General features: G+C 38.8%; 28 protein-coding genes. 6 read left to right on the top strand and 22 right to left on the bottom strand.

Features of this window, described 5'->3' with window-relative positions; all coding sequences use genetic code 11:
- Positions 1-43 precede the first annotated feature (43 nt).
- Positions 44-367, bottom strand: a complete 324-nt coding sequence (locus BQ5321_RS10920; RefSeq protein ID WP_139187789.1) for a DUF4870 domain-containing protein — start codon at positions 365-367, stop codon at positions 44-46.
- Between the two features lie 235 nt (positions 368-602).
- Here BQ5321_RS10920 and BQ5321_RS10915 point away from each other — a divergent pair, with 235 nt between their 5' ends.
- From BQ5321_RS10915 to BQ5321_RS10905, 3 genes are all read left to right on the top strand, one after another.
- Positions 603-1382 carry an undecaprenyl-diphosphate phosphatase gene (locus BQ5321_RS10915; RefSeq protein ID WP_071396870.1) on the top strand — a complete coding sequence of 260 codons (780 nt, stop codon included), beginning with the start codon at positions 603-605 and terminating at the stop codon, positions 1380-1382.
- A gap of 393 nt (positions 1383-1775) precedes the next feature.
- Complete coding sequence (locus BQ5321_RS10910) at positions 1776-2327, top strand: GNAT family N-acetyltransferase (protein WP_071394520.1); 552 nt, start codon at positions 1776-1778, stop codon at positions 2325-2327.
- A 410-nt stretch (positions 2328-2737) separates the two neighbouring features.
- Entirely contained in the window at positions 2738-3223 is a 486-nt protein-coding gene (locus tag BQ5321_RS10905; RefSeq protein ID WP_071394519.1) for a hypothetical protein, read from the top strand.
- A gap of 97 nt (positions 3224-3320) precedes the next feature.
- On the opposite strand, the gene BQ5321_RS10900 is transcribed toward BQ5321_RS10905, so the two are convergent.
- Genes BQ5321_RS10900 through BQ5321_RS10885 form a run of 4 tightly spaced genes read right to left on the bottom strand, consistent with a single transcriptional unit; the run spans position 3321 to position 6845 of the window.
- Positions 3321-3752 (bottom strand): FixH family protein, encoded by a 432-nt coding sequence (locus BQ5321_RS10900; RefSeq protein ID WP_071394518.1) that lies wholly within the window; start codon positions 3750-3752, stop codon positions 3321-3323.
- A 36-nt stretch (positions 3753-3788) separates the two neighbouring features.
- Positions 3789-5198, bottom strand: coding sequence for a sensor histidine kinase (locus BQ5321_RS10895; RefSeq protein WP_071394517.1), 1410 nt, complete (start codon positions 5196-5198; stop codon positions 3789-3791).
- A complete protein-coding gene (locus BQ5321_RS10890) occupies positions 5195-5875 on the bottom strand; it encodes a response regulator transcription factor (protein ID WP_071394516.1) in 681 nt (226 codons plus the stop codon). The genes BQ5321_RS10895 and BQ5321_RS10890 overlap by 4 nt, the downstream gene beginning before the upstream one ends.
- Before the next feature lie 4 nt (positions 5876-5879).
- A complete protein-coding gene (locus BQ5321_RS10885; protein ID WP_234978389.1) occupies positions 5880-6845 on the bottom strand; it encodes a YncE family protein in 966 nt (321 codons plus the stop codon).
- 231 nt (positions 6846-7076) lie between these two features.
- On the opposite strand from BQ5321_RS10885, the gene BQ5321_RS10880 reads away from it, so the two are divergent.
- Positions 7077-7319: a DNA alkylation repair protein gene (locus BQ5321_RS10880; protein WP_071394514.1), complete on the top strand. Its 243-nt coding sequence runs from the start codon at positions 7077-7079 to the stop codon at positions 7317-7319.
- A gap of 73 nt (positions 7320-7392) precedes the next feature.
- Here BQ5321_RS10880 and BQ5321_RS10875 read toward each other — a convergent pair whose 3' ends face one another.
- The 4 genes from BQ5321_RS10875 to deoD form a co-directional block, all read right to left on the bottom strand.
- The gene (locus BQ5321_RS10875; RefSeq protein WP_071394513.1) at positions 7393-8298 is read right to left on the bottom strand and encodes a CobW family GTP-binding protein; all 906 of its coding nucleotides are present in this window, start codon (positions 8296-8298) and stop codon (positions 7393-7395) included.
- Positions 8299-8360: 62 nt separating this feature from the next.
- Positions 8361-9827, bottom strand: coding sequence for a lmo1851 family serine protease (locus BQ5321_RS10870; protein ID WP_071394512.1), 1467 nt, complete (start codon positions 9825-9827; stop codon positions 8361-8363).
- Positions 9828-9994: 167 nt separating this feature from the next.
- Positions 9995-10843: a M15 family metallopeptidase gene (locus BQ5321_RS10865; RefSeq protein ID WP_071394511.1), complete on the bottom strand. Its 849-nt coding sequence runs from the start codon at positions 10841-10843 to the stop codon at positions 9995-9997.
- A 225-nt stretch (positions 10844-11068) separates the two neighbouring features.
- Positions 11069-11773, bottom strand: coding sequence for a purine-nucleoside phosphorylase (gene deoD / locus BQ5321_RS10860; protein ID WP_071394510.1), 705 nt, complete (start codon positions 11771-11773; stop codon positions 11069-11071).
- A gap of 147 nt (positions 11774-11920) precedes the next feature.
- Here deoD and BQ5321_RS24820 point away from each other — a divergent pair, with 147 nt between their 5' ends.
- The gene (locus tag BQ5321_RS24820; protein WP_261798742.1) at positions 11921-12055 is read left to right on the top strand and encodes a hypothetical protein; all 135 of its coding nucleotides are present in this window, start codon (positions 11921-11923) and stop codon (positions 12053-12055) included.
- 37 nt (positions 12056-12092) lie between these two features.
- Here BQ5321_RS24820 and BQ5321_RS10855 read toward each other — a convergent pair whose 3' ends face one another.
- The 4 genes from BQ5321_RS10855 to BQ5321_RS10840 all read right to left on the bottom strand — a co-directional run bounded on the left by BQ5321_RS10855 (position 12093) and on the right by BQ5321_RS10840 (position 14779).
- Positions 12093-12401, bottom strand: a complete 309-nt coding sequence (locus tag BQ5321_RS10855) for a YodL domain-containing protein (RefSeq protein WP_071394509.1) — start codon at positions 12399-12401, stop codon at positions 12093-12095.
- A gap of 167 nt (positions 12402-12568) precedes the next feature.
- Positions 12569-13339: a sporulation protein gene (locus BQ5321_RS10850; protein WP_071394508.1), complete on the bottom strand. Its 771-nt coding sequence runs from the start codon at positions 13337-13339 to the stop codon at positions 12569-12571.
- A 51-nt stretch (positions 13340-13390) separates the two neighbouring features.
- Positions 13391-14179 (bottom strand): serine/threonine protein kinase, encoded by a 789-nt coding sequence (locus tag BQ5321_RS10845; RefSeq protein WP_071394507.1) that lies wholly within the window; start codon positions 14177-14179, stop codon positions 13391-13393.
- 426 nt (positions 14180-14605) lie between these two features.
- Positions 14606-14779, bottom strand: coding sequence for a YozD family protein (locus BQ5321_RS10840; protein ID WP_071394506.1), 174 nt, complete (start codon positions 14777-14779; stop codon positions 14606-14608).
- A 145-nt stretch (positions 14780-14924) separates the two neighbouring features.
- On the opposite strand from BQ5321_RS10840, the gene BQ5321_RS24230 reads away from it, so the two are divergent.
- Entirely contained in the window at positions 14925-15095 is a 171-nt protein-coding gene (locus BQ5321_RS24230) for a hypothetical protein (RefSeq protein ID WP_159433421.1), read from the top strand.
- A 16-nt stretch (positions 15096-15111) separates the two neighbouring features.
- On the opposite strand, the gene BQ5321_RS10835 is transcribed toward BQ5321_RS24230, so the two are convergent.
- From BQ5321_RS10835 to BQ5321_RS10795, 9 genes are all read right to left on the bottom strand, one after another.
- Entirely contained in the window at positions 15112-15792 is a 681-nt protein-coding gene (locus tag BQ5321_RS10835; protein WP_071394505.1) for a hypothetical protein, read from the bottom strand.
- A 111-nt stretch (positions 15793-15903) separates the two neighbouring features.
- A complete protein-coding gene (locus BQ5321_RS10830; protein WP_071396869.1) occupies positions 15904-16128 on the bottom strand; it encodes a YozE family protein in 225 nt (74 codons plus the stop codon).
- A gap of 136 nt (positions 16129-16264) precedes the next feature.
- Positions 16265-16456, bottom strand: a complete 192-nt coding sequence (locus BQ5321_RS10825; RefSeq protein WP_071394504.1) for a hypothetical protein — start codon at positions 16454-16456, stop codon at positions 16265-16267.
- A gap of 186 nt (positions 16457-16642) precedes the next feature.
- A complete protein-coding gene (locus BQ5321_RS10820; protein WP_071394503.1) occupies positions 16643-16918 on the bottom strand; it encodes a YokU family protein in 276 nt (91 codons plus the stop codon).
- 1 nt (position 16919) lies between these two features.
- Complete coding sequence (kamA, locus tag BQ5321_RS10815; RefSeq protein ID WP_071394502.1) at positions 16920-18329, bottom strand: lysine 2,3-aminomutase; 1410 nt, start codon at positions 18327-18329, stop codon at positions 16920-16922.
- A gap of 151 nt (positions 18330-18480) precedes the next feature.
- Positions 18481-19860, bottom strand: a complete 1380-nt coding sequence (locus tag BQ5321_RS10810) for a sigma-54 interaction domain-containing protein (protein WP_071396868.1) — start codon at positions 19858-19860, stop codon at positions 18481-18483.
- Between the two features lie 113 nt (positions 19861-19973).
- On the bottom strand, positions 19974-20828 hold the full coding sequence (gene ablB, locus BQ5321_RS10805; protein WP_071394501.1) for a putative beta-lysine N-acetyltransferase: 855 nt from the start codon (positions 20826-20828) through the stop codon (positions 19974-19976).
- Between the two features lie 137 nt (positions 20829-20965).
- Positions 20966-22324, bottom strand: a complete 1359-nt coding sequence (gene gabT / locus BQ5321_RS10800; protein ID WP_234978388.1) for a 4-aminobutyrate--2-oxoglutarate transaminase — start codon at positions 22322-22324, stop codon at positions 20966-20968.
- On the bottom strand, positions 22314-23582 hold the full coding sequence (locus tag BQ5321_RS10795; RefSeq protein WP_071394500.1) for a peptidase: 1269 nt from the start codon (positions 23580-23582) through the stop codon (positions 22314-22316). Before BQ5321_RS10795 ends, gabT begins: the two co-directional genes overlap by 11 nt.
- Between the last annotated feature and the right edge of the window lie 28 nt (positions 23583-23610).

The following is a 23610-nucleotide window of genomic DNA, read 5'->3' as shown; positions in this document are numbered from 1 at the left end:
ACAAAAAAAGCCGCTCTCATACAAGAACAGCTTTTCGGGCTTATTAACGAATAATTCGAAATACTAACGGAATCCTATATACCTCTCCCTCATATGCCTTTACAGCGGCAATAATCGTAAAAATGAAGACATAGATTCCTACCAGCCAAATCGTGAGGATACCAATTAATATAATCATCAGGATAATACTGATTACCGTGTATACGGTATAGGAAATTAAAAAGTTAAAATACTCCTTTCCATGATAATCAATAAATGCTGAATCATCTTTTTTAATCAGCCATATAATCAGTGGGCCAATAAAGACGGTAAAAAAACTCGCAACATAAAGGACTGCAGCTAATACTCTTTCTTCCTTTGTCGGCATTTGCCATCCCCCATTTCCTAACATTTATTTTTCGAATAATAATCAATAATTCCAAAAACCTAGTTTTCAGAGGATTCCTATCTATAATACGTATTTCACCAAGAAAGGATTCATATTTTTCTCCTTCTTTTCTCTTAGTTGTTCTTGTTTACGTAATGATGAATATATTTGTGGTAGACAACCTTATTTATGCTTATTTTACATATTTAGAATTGAACAGAGGGTGATTTAGATGATGTCTAAGATAGAAGCATTTATTTTAGGAATAATCCAAGGGTTAACAGAATTTTTACCTATATCTAGTACAGGTCATTTATATTTAGGAAGGCATTTATTTGGCCTGGATGAAGCAGGTCTGTTTCTTGATACGATGCTGCATGTTGGGACTTTGTTAGCTGTTTTGGTTGTGTATCAGAAGGAGTTGCTGCAAATCCTGAGAAAGCCCTTTGGTCATCTCTCTATGCTACTCATAATTGGAACGATTCCCGCCGTTATTGTTGGCCTGGTGTTAAACGATTTATTTGATTCGATTTCGGAATCTGGCGCAACAATCGGCTGGGAGTTTTTGTTTACGGGCTTTATCCTATGGATGGCAGATGGTGTAAAGAAAGGCAGTAAAAAAATGGAGCAAATCAGCTACAAGGATGCCTTATTTATCGGAACCTTTCAGGCTGCTGCCATTTTTCCCGCCGTCTCTAGATCAGGATTGACCATTGCAGCTGGTCTTTTTAGAAAGCTTGACCGTGAAACCGCAGCCTGGTTCTCCTTTTTACTATCGATTCCGGCCATCGCTGGTGGGATTGTTTTTCAGCTTGGTGAATTAGCGTCAGGACAGGTTGAGGCAATTTCCTTCAGCTCATTATTAGTTGCCACATTAGCATCTGCATTATTTGGTTATGCAGCTATTGTCTGGATGATTCGATATCTACAAAAAAACTCATTAAAAGTCTTTGCTATTTATGTATGGATATTAGGTTTTATTGTTCTCGCCTTACAGCTGTCTGGTACCTTTTAACACAACATATCATTTTTTTACAATAGTATGATTTCTTGTCAAAAATTGTCCATAATCTTTATCGATAATTTACAAAAACAACATTTTCTTTTTTGATTTTTTTATGTAAAATACGAATAGATGTTATTCAATCTGTCATTTATTTGAACTTGAATTTTTTTCAAAGGAGACGATATTAGTTAACATCGATACGATGTTGCTTATGTTCAGTCAGAAAATATTATATTGTGTTAAAGGTAATTGGGAAGGCAAATGGTGCGCCACCAGTCATTCTGGTTCTAGTGGGTTCGATTCCCACCCCGAAATTTTTTAGTAAGATTATAAAAAATTTCGAGGGTGGGCGATAACTCTTTGTCATGGAGAAAAACTGCCCTCAAATTGGAGGGGTTAACCATGCTGAAGAAACGCGAACTACATGAATGCCATGAATTATATGACTTGATGATACACCCTGATGTCTTCCCTTTTGTGCGCCATAAAGCTCGATCCTATGAGGAATTTTTATTTATCACAAAGCAAACCATTGAGGCCGAAGAGCGTGGCGAACTAATCTCTAGAACCATTCTTGATGATTGGGGAGCCCCAATCGGCACAATCAGCCTATATGATATCCAGGAAAATGCCGGCTTCTTAGGAACATGGCTTGGTAGGCCCTTTCACGGAAAAGGATATAATCAGCGTGCAAAAGCTGCCTTCTTTGAGGAACTCTTCTATGAGCTAAACATTGAAACAGTCTTTATGCGTATCCGTACAGAAAATATCCGCTCACAAAAAGCCGCTGAAAAACTTCCCTACACCATCAATGCTGAGGAATCCCGTAAATCCCTTTTCGAGCAATTAAACTCAAATGGTGACATTTACAGGTTGTTTGAAATTCCAAAGGACCTTTATACGCTGCATACAAAAAGAACAACCATCGAGGATACTCAAAGATTGGAAGCATAGCTATAGCTTGTTCATGTATCGCATATTTTGGGTATTTGTTTAGAAAACATGATTTTTGCATACGAAAGCATCAAATTCGCCCGTCGAATTTGCGTCCGGATTACCTGAGCTCGCTCGATAAATTACCTTTAAAAAATCCGAGACATCCGCCGGAGGCTTTACTTCATTCAGCCGGGGTTTGAACCCCCACTTGTAGAAGTGGAGGACTTCTGCTGAATGAAGTTAAAAGCGGCTTGACCAGACGTTGGTCAGCCGCTATTTTACATATTTTTTTTATTTTTTTGTTCATGAGGAGAAAAGAAATATTAACTGTCTGCTCTTTTTTCGCATAGTATATTTCCAGAGTAAGCTTTGATTGTCATGAGTAACCATGAAATATTCTTGTTAGTATACACGAAAGGAAGTATAAGATGTTCCCGTGGAATTTATTTCCCTTTGACAAAAACATCCAGTCAAAAATGAAGAACATGAAGCCGGAAGAGGTTAATCAATATGTACAAAGTATGCTTGGAAAAGTCTTTCAATCTCCTTTTCCGAACCAGATGACTCTGCAGGATATGATGAAACACGCTCAAGTATTTCCTCAGGCACAAGATGATGACACAACAGTTGAAGCGCCCATTCAACATTCTGTATTTGAGACACATGACTTTATTTTTGTCCGAATCATAATCGAATCAGAAGACTGGTTAACAAGATTAAAGCTATCCCATACGTCACATCTGCTTTTACTTGAACATATCCCGGAAAATGGTCAAAAACATTCTATTCCTCTTCCCTCTCTGGTAAAAAAAAGAGGGACTACTGCCCACTATAAGGATCAAACACTTGAAATAAAATTGTCGAAAGAAATTGATACAAACTATGCTGAAGTAAATGTGACAGACATTTTCTAAATCACATCAGTTCCTCTAGCATCCATCGCTTCCCAAATAGTCAATAACAAAAAAGAACAGACTCAAGTATCACGAGACTGTTCTTTTTACTTCAAAATTATTCCATTATTGTAGAGGTAATGCTATCCTCCGGATCACTAGGTGTTCCAATGACAAATTCTTTCTTTGGCATGTTATGCATATTTTCAGCCGTTACATGGGAGAATACATAATATGTGCCTTCTTCTGTAAAGGTCTTTTCTAATTTAAATACACCGTTTCCTACATGCTCTGGAATAAATGTTTCATGGTTTTCATCATTTGCACGCCAAATTTCAAAGTCAATTTCATTAGGGTCTGTCACTTCTTTATCACCATAGGTGACCTTCGCTTCAAATGTCACCGGCTCATTGACGTTTCCCTGCTCAGGATTTACCGTTAACTGAACATCAAGAAATTGTGGAACCATTTCCTCTCTTTCCTGACCTCCTGAACAAGCAGTAAGTATGGCTAGCATTATGATTACTACAACTGATATTTTCCATTTCATGTTCATATACCCCTATCTTAATATTATAAATTCTACCTATACTTCCATATCATCAAGCACAGGTAGGTAGATATCCACCATCGTGCCTTTTCCGAATTTACTACTAATCTCTACATGTCCCCCGTGAAGAATGACTAGCTTATCGACAATGGCAAGTCCTAAGCCTGTTCCCCCATCCGAGCGAGTTCTTGCTTTATTCACACGATAAAAGCGCTGTTTAATTTTATCAATATCCTCTGCAGGGATGCCTTTTCCGGTATCACTAACACGGATAAAACATTGATTCCCCGCTTTTTTTAATGCTATTTTTATTACTCCCTTTTCTGTATATCTTAATGCATTATCCATAACATTTAGGATAATCTGCTCCATTCGTCCTGCATCACCATTAATAATGATATCTGGGTCTAAATCAAGCTGTAATACAAGATCTTTATCCTTCATAACAGGAATATATCTTACCGTTGCTTCTTCAATCAGCTGAGCAAGCGGCAATGGCATCTTCACAAGCTGGTACTCATCCGTGTCAAGCTTTGATAAATCCAGCAAATCACCTACAAGTCGTTCCATTCTTCCTGCTTCCCGATGAATGAGCTGCAGATATTGTTCCTCATCCTCTTTAGTCTGTACTAAACCAGAGAGCATGGCATCACTATAGCCCTTTACATAGCTGATGGGAGTTCTTAATTCGTGAGATACATTCGCTAGAAATTCCTTTTTTCTTTCATCCTCCTTTTGGATTGACTCAGCCATATGATTAAAGGCTGCGGCCAATTCACCAACCTCATCCTGAGACTGAATGGCCAATCTCGTGAAATAATTCCCCCGTGAAACCTGTTCAGCAGCCTGTTTCATTTCTATTAGTGGATTCGTTAATTTTTGAATCACTTTTATTCCGACAAATAAAGCAATAACAAGAAATAATAAGGCTGCAATAAACCAAAGGTAAGCGAACTCCTTTGTCAGCTCAGTAATTTTGGCCAGCGGCATATACATATAAATAATTCCTTCTAAACGCTGGCCATCTAATAATGGGATAATGACAGAAATAATTTTGCGGTCAAACCTTTCTTCATAGCCTACCTTTTCAATCGTTTCTCCAGCAAGCAATTGTTCTCTTTCCTCTGCGCCAATTAACGCCTGAGTATCCATTTCAAAAGGCAAGCAGGCGCTCAGTTCCTTTGGATTATTGACAACAAATACTTCTACTTCAGATTTTGAATTATACCATTCCATTTTACTTTTCCATTCGTCTGTTAACGAACCTCCTTGATAATCCGTTGCCAATCGATATCCTTCGTCTAATAGAGCGGTTTCAATATTTTCAACATATAATTTTTCATAAAAGAAATAGGATAAAAAATAAGAATACATAATCGTAATCAAGATGGCAGCGGATATGGAAATCCATAATTTTTTCGCCAGACTATTGGAAATCTGTGTCATGCCTCTTGAACCTCAAATTTATACCCAATTCCCCAAACTGTTTGAATATAGTCAGCCAGTCCCAGCTTCATTCGAAGTGTTTTTATATGAGTATCAACGGTTCTTAAACTACCAATATAGTCCATTCCCCAGATTTGCTCTAATAGCTGTTCTCTACTTAATGCCTGATGTTGATGTTCCATTAAAAATAGCAGTAATTCATATTCCTTTAATGTTAACGGTACTATCTGGTCGTCTACCATCACTGTGCGGGCATGTTGGTTGATCGTGATATTGCCAATTTTCTGCAATTCATCCTGATGATGATGTTGATGAAACCGTCTCAATACCGCTAGAATTCTAGCCACCATTTCACCAGGACTGAAGGGCTTTACAATATAATCATCACCACCTAATTGAAAAGCACGCACTTTATCCCATTCTTCACCCTTTGCGGAGAGAAAAATAATCGGAATATCATAGCTTTCACGAATTTTTTGACATACTTGAAAGCCATCCTCCTCCGGCATCATAATATCAAGCAGGATAAGATCAATATTATCCTGCTCAAGTATCTCGTAAGCTTCTTTACCTCCAGCAGCCTGTACACAGGTAAATCCTGAGTTTTCCAAATACATTTGTGTTAAATGGCGCATGTCTTCTTCATCATCAACGATTAAAATTCGATAGTTTGTCATTTTGTTACCTCTCCCTCACAATCATTTGAAAAGGGCCTTCTCCCACATTAAGCTTTTGTATAACCTCTAGATTAATAGGATTTAAAAAGTAGATATCGTTACTATCATAGCCTGCAACTACTAAATCATGCTGATAGAGGAGTAATTCAAACGGATTAGCACCAATCTGAATCGACTTTTCCTGTTCACCAGCCTTTGTTAACTTATAAAGTGTATTCGAGCCATGACTGAGAACGAATATATGATCATTCCATTCTGCGAAATTAATCGGCATCATAGGTGCATAATAGGTATTGATCAAGCTCCCATTTGAACTATCATAAACATGAATATTCGATTCTACATTCGTTCCAAGTCCATGTCCGCCAATCCAGAGCTCATTTTTCTCTTTTAGTAGTAAAGCACCGGCCGCATAGGAATGTATATTGATATTATCCTGTTTCTTTTTATTCTTTAAGTTAATCACATTTAAAATATCATCACTGATATTTAATACATAGAGCCGGTCCTCCCCCTCGAGTATGGTATACGGCTTTGCTTCAGTCGACACAGACACGATTTCATGTCCCTCAAGTGTAAAAAACCTCGCTAAATTTCTTTCCTGATCGGCAAATACTATTTCCTCCTCATTATTTAACAAATAGGCATTGACGATGCCTTTGCCAACAGGCCAACTGGAAATAATCCTCCCTGAAGAAAGTGAATAAAGGTCTACCGTGTCTAGCTGTTTTCCATATAGCAATAAAGTATCACCATTCGGAAATAGCATTCCTCCTGAATATGGTTTGTCTAATTTCCATCTTTCCAGGTTCTTTCTCTCTTTAGCATCTATAAAAGAAATCGTTGAATCCTTAATATTTATGGTAATAATTAAATCCAGATCATTAGATATCGGTATATATTGTTTAGTTGAACAGGCCGCTAGAATCAATAATAACAGGATTATGAAAAGTCCAAATACTTTTTTCATGTTTATACTCCTGACTCTATTTTATCCTAGCATTATATAAATAACTTGTGAGAAAACTGTGAAATTTCTCTTTTCCATTATTACTTTTTATTCAATTCTTCTATTAATGATAATCGAGCATATTCTTATTCCTTCATCTACATATTATCATGCTTCTTACTACTATTTTTACATAAATAAAAAACTATTTGCAAAAAATAATTACGACTATATTTGGAAGGGAGAATACGAATGACTACACCCTATCGCTGTCCAAATTGCAAAACAAATAAGAGCCGTTTTAACCTGATTAGACAATTACCACAAGCTGTCAAAATGGACCCGAATAACGGTAATATACTCGAGGAGTTTTCCTCCGAAAATTTAACTGCATTCCATATGCCTTATCGAGGACCTGAGCTTAGAGTTCAGTGTGCTGCCTGTGGATTAATTGAAGATGAAAAAACCTTTGTTAAGTTTGGTGAAATGAAATAATCAATGTATTCTATCACTATCGCTTAAGTAGTAAAAAGCCTAAACTGTCGTGCAAGCAAGACAGTTTAGGCTTTTAATTTTCTTCTAATTCCTTAAGCTGTGCAGCCAGAACGGTCCAATCTACATTTTCACCAATAAAAACTAGATTTAATGGCATATTCATATATTCTTTCATATATAATGGCATGCCATAGGAATACTGGAATAAGTATGGATAATGAGATTCAGAAAACTTTACATAGCCTTTTATCCGATATATCGAGTCAGGCATATTTTTCAGGAAGCTTTCGAATCCCTCCTGCTTGATATGGCTTTTAAAATGATAGATGAAGCTACGTAAGCTCAAATCGATATGGACATGGTCACGCGGCTTCTGTATGAAGCCCATTTTTCGAATCTCTTTCATCGGAACCTTTGAAAATGTCGTAAGAACCGAAAAAGCATGAGGATTTATATTCGAAATTTCCGAACTGATTCTTGCTTGGTTATCTTCGTCCAATTCATCTGTTTTATTTAACAGCAATAAATTAGCATGCTTAACCTGCTCTAACAAAAGCTGCTGGATTTGTGGACTTAGCTTTTTACGATCAAGCCAGCGACGACTATCAACGGTTGTGATGATTCCTTTAAAATCAATCCTATCAGCAAATAATGGTGAGACAACAGCGTCAAGAACCTCTACTGGATGAGCGGCACCCGTTGCTTCAATATAGATGACCTCTGGATTATTTTCCATTAAAAGCCCCTGCAGCTGGGCTTCAAGCTTATCGGAAATGGTGCAGCAAATGCAGCCATCTAAAAGCTCCTTTAAAGGCACATCTGTTACAGCGTCAGAATCAATTGAAACACTGCCAAGCTCATTCATTAAGACGGCTGCTTTTCGTCCATCCTGTTTTTCCTGTTGCAGTAATTGTTTTAATAAGGTTGTTTTCCCACTCCCGAGAAAGCCTGATAATAAGTAGATCTCTGTCTTATTCAAAGTTGAACCCTCCTATTTTATTCATTCGATGATGCAAAAAACTCTCCATCTGGAGAGTTTTTTTATTGAGCTATTTTACCTTTTAATATCTCAACCGCCTTTAATATCTGCGTATCATTTGCTTTAATTTGTTCACGCAGGGCTTCCATTAATGCGGTTGTCGAGTCACCTGTTAAAACACCGGTAGCCTCAAGACCCTTTTCAGTTTGGAAAGCCTTAACAGCTGATTCTGTTGTTTCATCAAAATATCCATCCACTCTACCAGGATCATATCCAAGTGCAGATAGCATTTGCTGAGCATTTTTGACTTCTGAAGAAGAACTAGAAAGCTTAAGCTCTGTTGCTGGATTCAGCAGTGTTAAGGATGCATATTCAGGTAATGAAACTTCTATATCTGGTTTAATCCCTTTTTTATGAATCCAATTTCCCTTTGGTGTTAACCATTTTTCTGTTGTAAATTTCAAATTGGAGCCATCAGAGAAATCCTGTGCCTTTTGGACAGTACCCTTGCCAAATGAGGTTTCGCCGACAAGCGTAGCGTTACCTGATTCCTTTACGGCACCTGCCAGTATTTCAGATGCACTTGCACTCCCTTTATCAATGACAACTACTAATGGAACATCCGGGTTATCCTTACTGGTCGAGGATCTCATTTCCTGTTTATTGCCATCACGATCCTCTACTTGTAAGACAACTTCATTATCTGGCAGAAATAGACTTGAAATGGTAATGGCTTGGTCTAATAAGCCGCCTGGATTTTGGCGTAAATCAAGAATTAATCCTTTCATGCCTTGGTTTTTCATATCCTGTAATGTACTTAACAGCTCTTTTGAAGTACTTTCTGAAAAGGATGTAATCTGTACTTTCGCAATCCCATCTTCAAGCATTTCACCATAAACCGTTTCAATTGGTATCGTATCCCTTACGATAGGCACTTCCATTTGCTCTTCGACCCCGGGGCGTTGGATAGTTAATTGAACGGTCGTTCCCTTTTCCCCACGAATCAATAATACGGCTTCAGTAGCACTCATCCCTTGAAGGCTCTTCCCATCCACACTAATCACTTTATCATTTGGCTTTAAGCCTGCTTTTTCAGCTGGAGAGTCTTTTATTGGAGACACAATGGTAATATAACCATCCTGTTCTTGAATTTCGGCCCCAATCCCTTCAAAGGAAGAAGAAATGCTCTCATGAAAACCTTTTGCTTCTTTTGAATCCATATAATCAGAATAAGGATCATTAAGTGATTCGACCATTCCATTAATGGCTCCGTTAATCATTTTTTCTTTATCAACTTCTTCATAATAATTATTTTTTAACGTATCGAACGCTGCAAACAGCTTGTCAAATTCACTTCGGTCAGCAGCAACCGTGACTGCCTTCTCGTCTCCAAACGCTAGAGCAACGGTTGTGATCCCTGCTGAAGTAAAGACAATAAAAAATAGAAGCATAATAAAATGGAATCTTTTGATACGAATAAACCCGGGTTTTTGTTCCTGAGTTTCTTTGTTTACATTTTCATTCTCCAACCAAGTTCACCACTTTCATGTTTCAAACTAACTAGGATAAACACCTTTCCTTACTTTTTAGAATAACATTTTTAAGAGGATTTTAACAAAAAAATGTACGACCTCATAAAAGCAGGATACAATTGAGTGTCCTCCATCGGCTGCTCAGAAGACACTCTAAAGTGTTTTTATATTTTTTTCACTATATTGAAGTATTCTTCTAGGGTTAGATTGTTCTCAAAAATCTCTGTTGCAGCTTCTACTCCTACATAACGATAATGCCAGGATTCATATTGATAGCCTGTAATACTCTCTTTCCCACTAGGATATCGTAAAATAAAACCAAATCGATGAGCGTTTTCCTGCAGCCATCTACCCTCAGTCGTTTCACCGAATTGCTCTGTAAGACCAAAGCTAGCACTTTCACTGGAAATGTCCATTGATAAACCGGTCTGATGTTCGCTATAGCCCGGAACCGCAACAGCTTGAACAGCTAGCTCCTCACCGACTCTACCAACTTCTGCGGTAAATACCTGCTGCTGTCGATCATAGGAACGATAGCCTGAAACGGCAAAAAGATGGACTCCATTGGACGTACCCTCTGTAAACATTTTTTCTAAAGCTTCAGCAGCTTCTTTTCGCAAATAGCTTTTTTCAATATCTTGATCACCAAATGAAAAAGCCACGTTTGGGCGGACAAGGTCTTCCGGTTCATAGCCATCTGGTAACGCATATTCTTTATTAACAAGAACCATCCGATTGGTTGGGTTTTGAATCACTTTTTTTCCATTAACATCTGCTATTTCATTAAAAAATACCGATTCCAAAACCAAATCTTCTTTTGTGCTTTCTGGGTTGGAAACGTCATTGTTATTCTGTTTATTTTCCCCAGCATCATTTTCTATTCCATCGATTTCCTTCTGATTCTGGGTTGATGCTTGCTCGTCCTGCTTTACATCCCCTTTTTCTGTAAAGGGATTTCCGTTACAGCCTGCGAGGAGGATTATGCTGCCTAGAGTTATTGCGATTTTCTTCATGTTTACCACCTATCTAATCAAATTCGCCCCGGTGAATTTCCACCCGGATTTTTATCGAGCTCGATCGATAAATGATCATAAAAAAATCCGTGACATCTGCCGGAGCCTTTAACTACAAACTCTATTCTATCATTTTTCCTCGTAATTACGAGAGATAATTATGTTGATAGAAAGAATAGTTATCATGACCTAGAGCAAAAAATAAAGAGAGCCACTGGCTCCCTCTTATTGTTTATTGACTGCTTCTAATGCCACCTCAATCATATCATTGAAGGTTGTTTGTCTTTCTTCTGCGGTCGTAATTTCTCCAGTGAGAATATGGTCACTAACGGTTAATACGGAAAGGGCCTTGCGTTTGAATTTGGCCGCTAAAGTGTAAAGGGCTGCTGTCTCCATTTCCAAGGCTAGAATTTGGTAATTGGCCCATTTTTCCAACTCAGAATTATCATTATAAAAGAGATCAGCGGTTAAAACATTCCCGACCTTTAAATTCAAGCCTTTTTCCATTCCCGTATCATACGCTTTTTTCAGCAGCTCAAAATTAGCTGTTGGAGCATAATCAACACCGGAGAAGGTAATACGGTTGATTTGCGAATCTGTTGAAGCACTCATGGCTAATATAACATCGCGAACCTTAACATCTGCTTGAATAGCCCCGCAGGTTCCTACTCGAATTAAATTTTGCACCTGATATTCCTGCATCAGCTCTGTAATATAAATAGAAATCGACGGCACTCCCATCCCTGTTCCTTGAACGGAGACCCTTTTCCCTTTATAGGTACCTGTGTAGCCGAACATATTACGAACATCGTTGTACTTTTCGGCTCCCTCTAGAAACGTTTCAGCAATATATTTGGCTCTTAGTGGATCCCCTGGTAATAGAACCGTTTCCGCTATTTGATTTTCCTTTGCACCAATATGTATGCTCACTCACACAACCTCCATATGTATCTTTTTCATCACTATACCATATTTGACCAAGCACTTACATCTGCATGAAGATGGGTCCTCCAGTCAATACTATTATTTGTAGCAACCTTGTAACCATACATTCATTTCTTTATTTAGGAGGATATTATGGGTAAGAAACATCGTAATCGCATTAATTCACCAAAGAAAAATAACCATATCCCACCAGAAGCCATTGTTGCTGAGCAGGAAGCACACGGAAAAGAAAATAGGGCAACCGGGGGAAGAAAAAACAATCCATAAGTAACGTAAAAAGGAGGGGCCCCCCTCCTTTTTACGATTAGCAAACGTGGATGCGATTGACCTCTACCCAGCCGCCCGGCTTTAATTGATAATAGAATTGACCTCTTCTACCCTCATCAATAAAACAGATGTCTCCTGTACCAATGAATCGGCCTTCAAAATCAGCTGGAATGCGGTCAGTTATATTAAATCGAGAGAACACTTCCTCTAAACATTCACTATGAGTTGCTCCTTCAATTTGAAGTCTATATACCTGCTGATAGCCTTTTTTTTGCCTAAATATGGGTGTTTGAAAAATCGTTACATCGTACTCTTTTTTTCTTGTTCGCAATAATTCCAGCAACATTTTGCCTACCCCCAAGCTTTTCAAAATATCCATATATTTTTTAACTATAGATATTAGCGAAAAGCCTTGTCGATTCCTTTGAGGAATTTCTTCTATTTTTGTCGATTGGTTATTTTTTCAATTACCGATAAAAAGGATGATCTTCATCGACCATCCTTTTTACCTTATTATGAATATTTTTCTAAAAGAGACCGTAAGCTCTGCGGTAAGGTTGCTAAATCACTTGTCGTAATGGACAAGCGGACATTCGTTTCATCCATTTCTAACGCTTCAGCTAGAAAACCGCCTAATCCACGTGCTTTTCGGTCTACTTGGAAATACAAATCAACTGTATTATGGGATGTAGGAAGAAAGACGAGCTCAAGCTCATCTAAACGTCCGCGGAATGGCCCAGAGGTTGGAACAAACTCAAACTCCTGTACAAATGGCTGTTTTCCACGTAAATGATAAGGGGCTTGTTCACATTCTACCTCACGTAAACGAAAGCCTAATGATGTAATACTATTTAACACACCATCTAATAGTGCACTTGGCTTAACATTCAAATAATCTTTATCAGAAGGGTCCACTGCATTTTTAATATCAAGTCCAGTTGCTACCCATATCTTCGCTTTGCCCATTGAAACAGGTGTTTCAATGGGCAGATGAAAGGAAAATGGAATGGCCCTTGTTTCCTTAGCGGCAACAGTAAAACCGGAGGCTAAGCGAATCCGCTCAATGGTTGCTGTAGCATAGTACTTTTTATCGTCTGATTCCTTAATATATTGGGTGTTAACAGACAGATAAATATCATCAATTTGCTGCTCAACATTGCCGCCGCGAATTTCAACCACCCCTTTAATCTCTTCACCAGGATAAACCCGATCCTTTTCAAGCTTTGTATCAACTGATGCCGCTCCAATTCCAACACTCGCTAGCACCTTATTAAAAAAAGACATATTCAATTCCTCCCTTATGCTCAGCAACATAAAACGCTTTGTTTTTTAAGTCTACGTCAATTGCATAACGTCTTGGGCAATTTCTTGACAGGATTGATAGGGTTCATCGATGGCTAATAATTTTCGGATAATACCTTTTGCTTGAATAGATATGTCCAGCTCATCCTCCCAGCTTCTTTCCTGTTCATTTTCCTTCACTTCATAGGATGAATATAATAGAAATAATAAAAAATGACCAAGAGCATAAAAATCACTAATTGGAGATAAAATCCTCTTGATCTGATTGAGAGAAAAAGGACCAAGCTTTTTCTTCTCAAACCTCCGTGCAAGGCCAAAATCTATCAGTCGTAAACGATTTTCACAAAGCATGACGTTTGGAATTCGAATATCACGATGAATAATTCCATTGTCATGGAGCCATTCCATCATTTTCAGTAGTTCTAAACCGATTTGAAATGCTTCCTTTTCACCATAGACTTTACCTTCCTCAAATATCAATTCCTCAAAGGTTTTGCCATTCACATACTCCATTGTAAAATAAGGCTTGCTGTTATATTCACCCTTTTCGAAAAATTTAGGAAAGTATGGGTGATTGATTTCCTTCAGTAGCTCCTGCTCATGCTCGAAAGCTAATCTACCTGATTTTTTCCATCGTCTATGCACTCGTAATAACTTTAATACGACTTGTGACTTTTCTTGTGTGTCATAAACAAGATAACTGCTTCCATAGCTCCCCCTGCCAAGAAAATCTTTAACTTTATAACGAGAATTAATAACCATCCCATTAGGTAATTTTTTTTCAAGAACATTTACCGTAAATAGTAAAGCACCTCTTAACATGGATTATATTCCCTTTTTGTCAGTAACTCTTGGTCAATCATTAACTGCTGAAAAATCCGCTCATACTTGAGAAAAAACTGCTTTTTCGACTCTTTTTATAATATCCATGTCCCCTATGTGAGTGGTGGCGATGACTATGACGCCGAAAGGCATGACTGGAACTGTTGTATTTACGGTGGTGTGATGATTGATTTAAGATGGACCTTAATAATTTTTTTAACATAATGGTTCCTCCCTTGAAATCCTCTGCCTTCTATACGTTACAGCTAGCCAATAGGTTTCAATGATTTCAGAAAAAAGAACAAAAATGACGAAACAAATGCTCGTCATTTTTGTCCTTTCTCTTTATTCAACTTATTCAAAAAACCTATTAAAAGCACCGGTTAACATCGATTCGGTTCTTTTCGGTTTCATTCATCATCAGATTTATTCTTCATTAATTTCTTCATCTATAATGCATTTTTCTATGAGATAGTCAAAAGTGATATCAGCGAGGTCATCTAATTCTTCTTCTGAAGGAACATAGCCTCTTTTTAATAACTCCTGATAGAAAAACTCAGCAATTTCATCGGTATCTATTATGACCTCAATTTCTTTCACAGCGTCGCCCCCTTTATAAAAAATATATGAGCCTATAAATCTAGATAGACCGAAAAAGGATTTTTATTTCATAAAAATTGAAAAGCATTTTTCTGTATGACAAGCATACATTTGAAGTACAGGAAAAAGTATAAGAGGGGGAATAATGGTGAAGATTACCCAAATGATTGAGTTCATAAAGGCAGATGTGAATAATGAAGAAAGTATGACGCTTACAATTTTCAACCGGGTTTTACAAACAAGCTTCCAGCTGACCATGTTGCTAGGTATCCCTTTTCTTATTTATGTGCTGATATCATTTGGTAAGCTTCCGTAAGCGATATATAAGTCAATTAAGATGGTTTCTTATCATCCATTGTTAATTTTTTCAATTCAAGAATCGCCGCCCGCATGATTTGACGATATTCTTCATCCTTAAACCATTCATATAGAAAACGATAGTCATTATAGATATCAAGTAAGCGGTTGATTTGTTCCATTCGTTTATCTTCGACTGGGGCTTCCTTATTTTCAAGGGAAAAGGCTATTTCTTTGACGGGCTGCCCATTCTGGTTTTTGATGAAGTATAAGAGACCTAGCTTCTGTAGAAATGCCTCTGCGTTCTCTTCATCTGCCAGCAATGTTAAATCTGATTCACTGGCTTCAAGCCATTCTCCATCATTAATACGTGCCAATTCATAGATAATGTCTTCCCAAGAGCTTTCCTTATAACGCCATATTTCCGTTCGGAAACCAACCACCTTATAGAGGTCATATCCTTGACCCTTTACTTGAACAATATCACCAATAAAAAATTTATATTCAATGTCAATATGTTCTTTTTCATATATTTCACCATCATATTCTTCTAACAATTGCAGACTTGTTTCTTTATACAATTCTTCGCTCTTATTAACCTCATAAACATAAGTATCATCTAGCCATTGAACTTTTGTCACTTTGCCAACCGTACCGTATAGTGTAATCACGACAGTGTCGCCAATTTGATATTTCGATTTTCTTCTTCTTCCCATATCATCCCTCTCCTCATGGTCAAGCCGTTTAAGGTAGTTAACATAGTATATGCATGAGCAGTCGATATGGAAATAATCATAAACACTTAATTTCACTCAAAAGGTACAGCTTCACTCATATTCATGGAATAAATATAGCTCCCAGGCTTCATCAAACACTCTCATACTTTTCAAATAAGAACCATTTAATTCGAGGTAGGAACTTAATTGATCATAATTTGTATATGTCTTCGGAAAACTATGGTCTCGATAGGCATGGTTTGCAAATAAGCTAATGTCATCCTTCGGCTCAGGATGACGATATTTCATCAAAAAATGATAAAACGATTTGGCCATCATCAATTACTCCCCTTACATAAAACTTGATTGTTCCTACTATAAAGGAAAACACTGTAATTCGTCCACTAGTTTGCAAAAAAAAGCTACATAAAACAGCCCGAGGATTTCCCCGGGCTGAATCACTTTCCTATCATTATTGCCATCTGTCGGTCTTTGCCAATTCAGTCAATGCCCAAATCACATTAAACATTAAGATCGCAACTGTAACTGGAACCGCTTGAAGCCAGCTTTTCCCATACTTTTCTTTAATGACCCCTGTATAATATCCGCAAAAAAATAACACAAACATTGCCAAGGCAAGTAATAGCATTAAGACCAATTTCATTCTTATTCCTCCCATTTTCAAAAAACAATCCCTTTTATATTATAGAGATGGAAAGAATAACCTTTGTGAAAAAAGTATGAAAATTATGTGAACAACTCTTTTCGAAAAAGTAATGAATGCTTAAACAGAGCTAGAGAACACAAAAAAGAAGGCCGTTAAAACTCAGCCTTCCCGATTTCATCCTTGTCAAAAATCAAAATAATTGCGTTTCAATAGTCTTTTCATATTCATTAATTCATCATACGTCGTCTGCTTACCAAGTTGTTTTGTATCAATTAAAAATAACTGGTCTTCAATTTGCTTAACAAGCTCATCGCTTTGAAATAACGCACGACAATTATCACAATAAAAGGATGGTGTTTCATTGATTTCAACAGCCCTTGTTCCATCTGGTAATTCCCAATACACGGTATCCGTTACCGATGAAAGCTTCCCCACCTCACACCATGGACAAATTTCCATGCTACTCATCCTCCTTCACTTTCGGTGTGCTCTTTTTTTGTTGGGCTTGAAACTTTTTCTCTTTTAATTCATCACGCTTTTCCCGCTTATCCTTTAAGGTTTGATGCCGCGGATTCTCTGCATACTCCTTCCTTCGATTGATACGGTTTAGACCCTCTGGTATCAAATTAAACTGAGTATCGTTCAATAGTGAAGAAATTCCTGTATTGGAACGTTTCTCCTCCATTTCTGGATAGGTCTCCTTAAAATAAGCTTCTGCACGGCCTGGTATATAATTTTCTGGTTCGGGATAGGTTGTGATAACCCCTTCATAATTTCGTAGTACTATTTTATCTGCACTCTGCGAAATAAGATAATTCGGCTGCAAGGTAATCTTACCGCCCCCGCCAGGAGCATCTACGACGAAGGCCGGCACCGCATACCCGCTAGTGTGTCCCCGCAACCCTTCAATAATTTCAAGACCCTTTGAAACCGGTGCACGAAAATGACTAATTCCTTCAGATAAATCACATTGGTAAATATAATAAGGTCTCACCCGGATTTTTACGAGATCATGCATTAATTTTTTCATAATCGGCACACTGTCATTAATTCCGGCTAAGATAACCGATTGATTTCCAACCGGCACGCCTGCATTTGCTAGCATTTCACAGGCTTTTTTCGAGTCCTCGGTAATTTCTATCGACGTATTAAAATGTGTATTTAACCAAACGGGATGATATTTTTTTAGGATTTGACATAAATTTTCTGTAATTCGCTGCGGAAATACTACCGGTGCTCTTGTACCGATTCGAATGATTTCGACATGCTCAATACCACGGAGATTTTTTAAGATATACTCTAATATTTGGTCGTTGATTAAAAGACCGTCACCGCCAGAAATGAGAACATCACGGACAGCGGGTGTAGAGCGGATATACTCAATCGCAGCATCTAGCTGCTTTTTCGGAACACCCATGCCTATCTGACCCGAAAAGCGGCGCCGAGTACAATATCGGCAATACATAGAGCATTGATTGGTGACGAGAAACAGAACACGGTCCGGATATCGATGTGTTAACCCAGGTACCGGCGAATCCTCATCTTCGTATAAAGGGTCCTCTAAATCATATTTCGTTTTGTATATTTCCTTCTCAATGGGGACTGATTGCATTCGGATAGGGCATCTATGATCATTGGGATTCATGAGTGAAGCATAATATGGGGTGATATTTAACGGAATGGTTTTCGTGGATATCTGGACGCCCTCTTCTTCTTCAGGTGTAAGCTGAATTACTTTTTTTAAATCCTCCAACGTTCGAATCGTGTTCGTTAGCTGCCATAGCCAATCATTCCACTGCTCATCGGTGACATCCTTCCACAGCTCGATATCCTTCCAATGTCGTTTAGGTTTATATAAGAACGGTTTCAAATCGATTCCTCCTCATCGCTATTGCACAATAAACATGACATACACTATTTATATGCAAGTTTAATGCCAATGCTAAAAGGAGGGGATAATCCAGCTATTTAGCCCGTTTAAAAATAATTGCTTCTAGCAGCTGCCAATTTTTTGGCTCTTTTCAATTCTGCTTTTTTAATTTATATTGCAGAGTTTGACGTGGGATACAGAGAAGCTTTGCCGCTTTTTGGATATTTCCTTCACTCTGCAGCATAGCCTGATGAATCATGCTTCTTTCATACTGGTCAATCTTTTCTCGAAGGGAAACCTGATGCTCCATCGTCCGCTCTTCTGTCACCTGCCAATTTTTCTTTAACATAATCGGCAGCTCCTCCAGAGTCAGCGCGTTCCCTTCACAAACCGTCATCATATATTCTACGGCATGCTTCAGTTCACGTACATTTCCAGGCCAGCTATAGGAGAGAAACAGCTGTCGAACCTGCTTATCGATTACTGTTATTTGCTTTTGTAGCTTTTTATTATAGAGGGAAAGAAAATAATCTGTTAAATAAGGGATATCCTCGCTTCGCTCCCGTAGCGGTGGTAGTCTGAACATGAGTACGTTTAAGCGATAAAATAAATCAGGTCTCAGCATCCTCGCTTCCAGTGCTTCATTAGGCGAGATATTCATTGCTGCTATCACCCTGACGTTGACATAGTGGGATTTTGTACTGCCAACTCTTCGTATCATTCCATCCTCAATCACCCGAAGGAGCTTCGCCTGCAGTTCAATTGGCATCGCATGAAGCTCGTCAAGAAACAAGGTCCCACCGTCAGCCAATTCAAATAAGCCAGCTCTTTCAACGGCTCCTGTATAGCTTCCCCTTGATGTCCCAAACAGCAGGCTTTCAAGTAAGGCTTCCGGGATTGCCGCACAGTTTTGAACAATAAAAGGTCCCTGTGCTCGTACTGACGCGTGATGAACACCATGGACAAAAAGCTCCTTTCCGGTACCGCTTTCGCCATATACCAGAATAGGTGAATCCGATTTCGCTAGCCTTTCCGCTCCCGTTATCATGCTAATAAACTCAGGATTGATACTTTTTAGGCTCGAAAATTGATAAGCAGTACTCCCTTTCGAACCAGCATTATTTCCATATCTTTTCTGCATCCTTTGCTGCAAATCAAGCAGCTTTTCCGATAGCATTTTCAAACGGGAATAATCCTTTGCGATTTCAACAGCTCCCGCTAACTCGCCATCGATAAAAATAGGCAGCGTTGTATTTATGGTTTCAATCTTTTTCCCATGAAGATTGACATAACGCTGCACTTGATTATATATCGGCTTTTTTGTCAGAATGACCTTTAACAATGTGCTTGAATGCCTTGTCAGTGAAGGGAAAACCTCCAAGATCGATTTTCCAATTACTTCCTCAACCACAAGTCCGTCATGCGCTGCTGCAATAGGGTTATAAAAGATGGTTTCGCCAGATAAATTAACGGCATGTATTCCTTCATCAATCCCCTGTAATATGGCCGAAAGAATTTCCTTTGAAATCATGTTTTCCTGATGCAATCTTTCTCCCCCCTCTCATATTACTATCCTATGAGCCGGTGCCGAATATTTGTCATCAGAATGCCGAAAACTTAGCGCAGTTATGGATTAGACAGTGATTAAGACGGCATAGAAAGATTCTTCACCCACATGTTCATATTTTCTAAATGATTAAAGATGTAGCAGTTGTTTACTAATCTTCCTCGATAAGCATAGCCAAGCTGGTGTAGAGCAGCATTCATACCGAACGATTGCGCACGAGCAATCGAATAGGCACAGAAAATGCCTTGTTCCTTTAAAGCCTCTTCCAATTTAGCTAAGATAAATTTCATAAGCCCAAATTTACGATGATTTTTTACCGTTGCACAATCTGTTAGCTCCGCATTTGCATAGCTGTTATTCACCTCAGCGGAGGCCGCACTGACAATTCGTCCTTCACAAATAAATCCATAATAAATCGTTCCATTCTCAATCGTTTTCTTAATATATTCTGGATCGTGAAGGGGTGTTGGGTAAACTTGAAACACCTCTCGATATAAGAGAGCCAGCCGTTCACCATCCTCTTTGTTCAGCTTCCTTAATTCATAGCCTGCTGGAATGTTCTGTTTCAGCTTTAGATGTGGAAGTTTACTGACATTGTCAATAATTCCATCCTCTGTTAGCCAATGTTCGCTTTCTTTCCGGTGATTGGTAAAATATTTAGTGAAATAAAAGCCAGCAGAACCTCTAAAATAATAATCCACCATCGCTTCACATTGAAAGGCATGCTCCATTAGTAATGAATAATGCTCACTCCGACAGATAAAAATCAGTTTTTCCACCTTATGTTGACGGGACATTTCAACCGCTTCTCGAATGACCATTTGTACCTCACCACGATAATCTTCAACACGAAGGCGTTTATTAAAGGGGTCAATAAAGATTTCCAAATAAAAATGCTCGTTTGTTATCTTTCTCACATATGCTTCTTCCATCCGGTTTCTTCCCTTCCGCTATAAAAGAAGACTGACCTCTTTACTTCTGAAGTCAGTCATATCCTGTTTGTTATTCTCTCAGTTTATTATAATAGCATTATTTTGTACAATCATCAGAATAGTACTATCATTTTTCATCACGTACCTCTGCAGCAGTCAAGTATCGTTTTAGCAAGAACTGTAAACCCCTCCAACAGCTGTTCATCTGTGATAACTAGCGGAGTAAGAAGCCGAATAATATTTCCATAAAGCCCTGCACTCATAAGGATGAGACCTTTTTGCTGGGCCTTTGCTAATATATCTGTCACAAGTTCCTTATTCGGTTCTTTCGTTACCGGATCCTTGATAAATTCGATTGCACACATTGCACCTAACTGTCGAACTTCGCCAATTTGTTTACATTGATTCTGAAGACCTGTAAATGTTTGTTTGAAAGCGTTTCCTATTTCGAGCGACCTTTTTAATAAGTCCTGCTCTTTTATCATTTTAATCACTTCAAGTGCAGCAACACAACCTAGCGGGCTTCCCCCATAAGTACCGCCAATCTCGCCAGGATTTGCTGCATCCATTATTTCAGCTTTCCCGGTAACGGCACTGATTGGAATTCCTGCACCTAATGATTTTGACATCGTTATTATGTCAGGCACAACCCCAAAATGATCAATGGCAAACATTTTCCCTGTTCTGCCAAAGCCGGTTTGAATTTCATCGGCAATGAATAAAATTTGATATTTTTCACAAATAGCTTTTACTTGTTGAACAAAATAGGCTGAAGGAATGACAAAGCCGCCTTCCCCTTGAACAGGCTCCATAATGATGGCTGCAATTTCTTCTGGTGGAACCTCACTTAGAAAAAACCTCTCAAACTGCTTCAATAAACGATTGTCTAATTCCAGCGGGGTTAAGGAGGAATAAAAATAATATGGAAAGGACCATTTATAGGTCTCAGGTGCAAACGGACCAAATTCATATTTATATGGTTTTACTTTACTTGTTAAAGACATCGCCATATATGTCCTACCATGAAAACCGCGCTCAAATGAAATAATCCCCTTACGCCCAGTATATTTTCGGGCAAGCTTTATGGCATTTTCAACTGCTTCGGCTCCGCTTGATAAAAAAAATGTCTTCTTTTCATGCTCGCCTGGCGTTATTTCATTTAACATCTCTGCCAGTTGTATATAGGGCTCATACATCATGACATGAAAGCAGGTATGAAGATATTGATTTACTTGCTCTGTAAGAGCTTGCACAACCCGCGTTGGACGATGTCCCACATTAAGGGTACCAATTGCACCTGCAAAATCGATAAAGGTATTTCCATCTACATCTGTGATTAATGCACCCTCTGCTTTTGCTACGAAGGTTTCAACTGTATTAAAGGGGCCTTTTGGAACATGCTGCAGCTTTTTAGCTAATAGTGCTTTTGCCTTTGGACCCGGAATCGCAGTGACTATATTAATCGAACCGATTGTTTTTCCCTCCTTATTTTTCAACTTCACACCATTCTATCAAGGTTAAAGCAATTACTTCAGCCGCTTCAAAAACATCCGCTAGAATGATATGTTCATTTGTATCGTGCGCAGCCTCTGTGACACCTGGACCGAAGACCATAACCGGCGTCTGTCCCGTATTGGATAATATTCCGCCATCTGTTCCCCACGGCGAGGCTTCAATAACCGGAGGATTTCCTTTAACTTTTTGAAAGGCCGCAGTAACTGTCTCAATTAACCTATGACCCCTATCAAGGGTGCCCGGCTGCCACCTTCCGCCAAACCACTCAATCGTCGGAGGATATTCTGCAAACCATAAATCCTTTTCAGCTAACTTTTTCAAACAGGCTTCCAATTCCTTTTCTGCATTCTCCATTGTCTCATTTGGCGAAACTCCCATCCGACCTTCGATGACCGCCAGGTCAGGAACAGTAGACGGCCATTGCCCACTGTAGATTTTACCAATATTGATAGGTATTGGAATCGGCGTCTCTTCATAAAGCGGATCATCAATCTGCTGATTTCTTCTTAGCTCCAATTGCTGGAGCTCCTTAATCAATAGCATCATTTTTTCAATTGCACTGACACCCTCATATCGAGTCCCACCATGAGCCGATCGACCCTTGACTTTTATCCGAAACCACATCGAACCCTGCTGTTTTGGGAACAGCTTCATATTTGTCGGTTCAGGTATGATAGCACCGTCTGCTTTATAGCCTCGTAAGACAGCAGCTAAGGTTCCAGCCCCTCCACTCTCTTCTTCAATGACACTCTGAAAAATAACATCCCCCTTCAACCTGACTCCGCAACTTTTGAGCGCTTCAATAGCTAAAAGGAGAGAAACCGTCCCGCCCTTCATATCAGTCGCACCACGTCCGTAAAGCTTCCCAGCCCGAATGATACCGCTGTACGGATCATGCTCCCATTCATCCAGGTCTCCTTCAGGCACAACATCAATATGACCATTCAATATCATTGATTTTCCGTTTCCAGTCCCTTTCCAGATTCCCACTACATTTGGATTTCCACTAAATTCTGTTCGGTCACTGCAAAACTTCGGATGACTGATTAACTCCTTGCCGCCAATCTCCCAAATATCAAGCTGCAAGCCAATTTGACGCAGCTTTTCAATGATGATCGCCTGCGCTTTACTTTCCTCACCACGGATACTCCGCTCTTGAACAAGCCTTTGTAATAATCTAGTGCCAGCAGCTTGGTTTACCGTGAGCCATACTTTTATATCCTCCTCAAGCTTTTCCAACAGACATCCTCCTTTTGTTTATTTATTA

It is taken from the genome of Bacillus tuaregi (assembly GCF_900104575.1).
GTDB classification, from domain to species: domain Bacteria; phylum Bacillota; class Bacilli; order Bacillales; family Cytobacillaceae; genus Bacillus_BD; species Bacillus_BD tuaregi.
The sequence above is the reverse complement of the archived record's forward strand: the minus strand, read 5'-3'. Positions and strand labels throughout refer to the sequence as shown.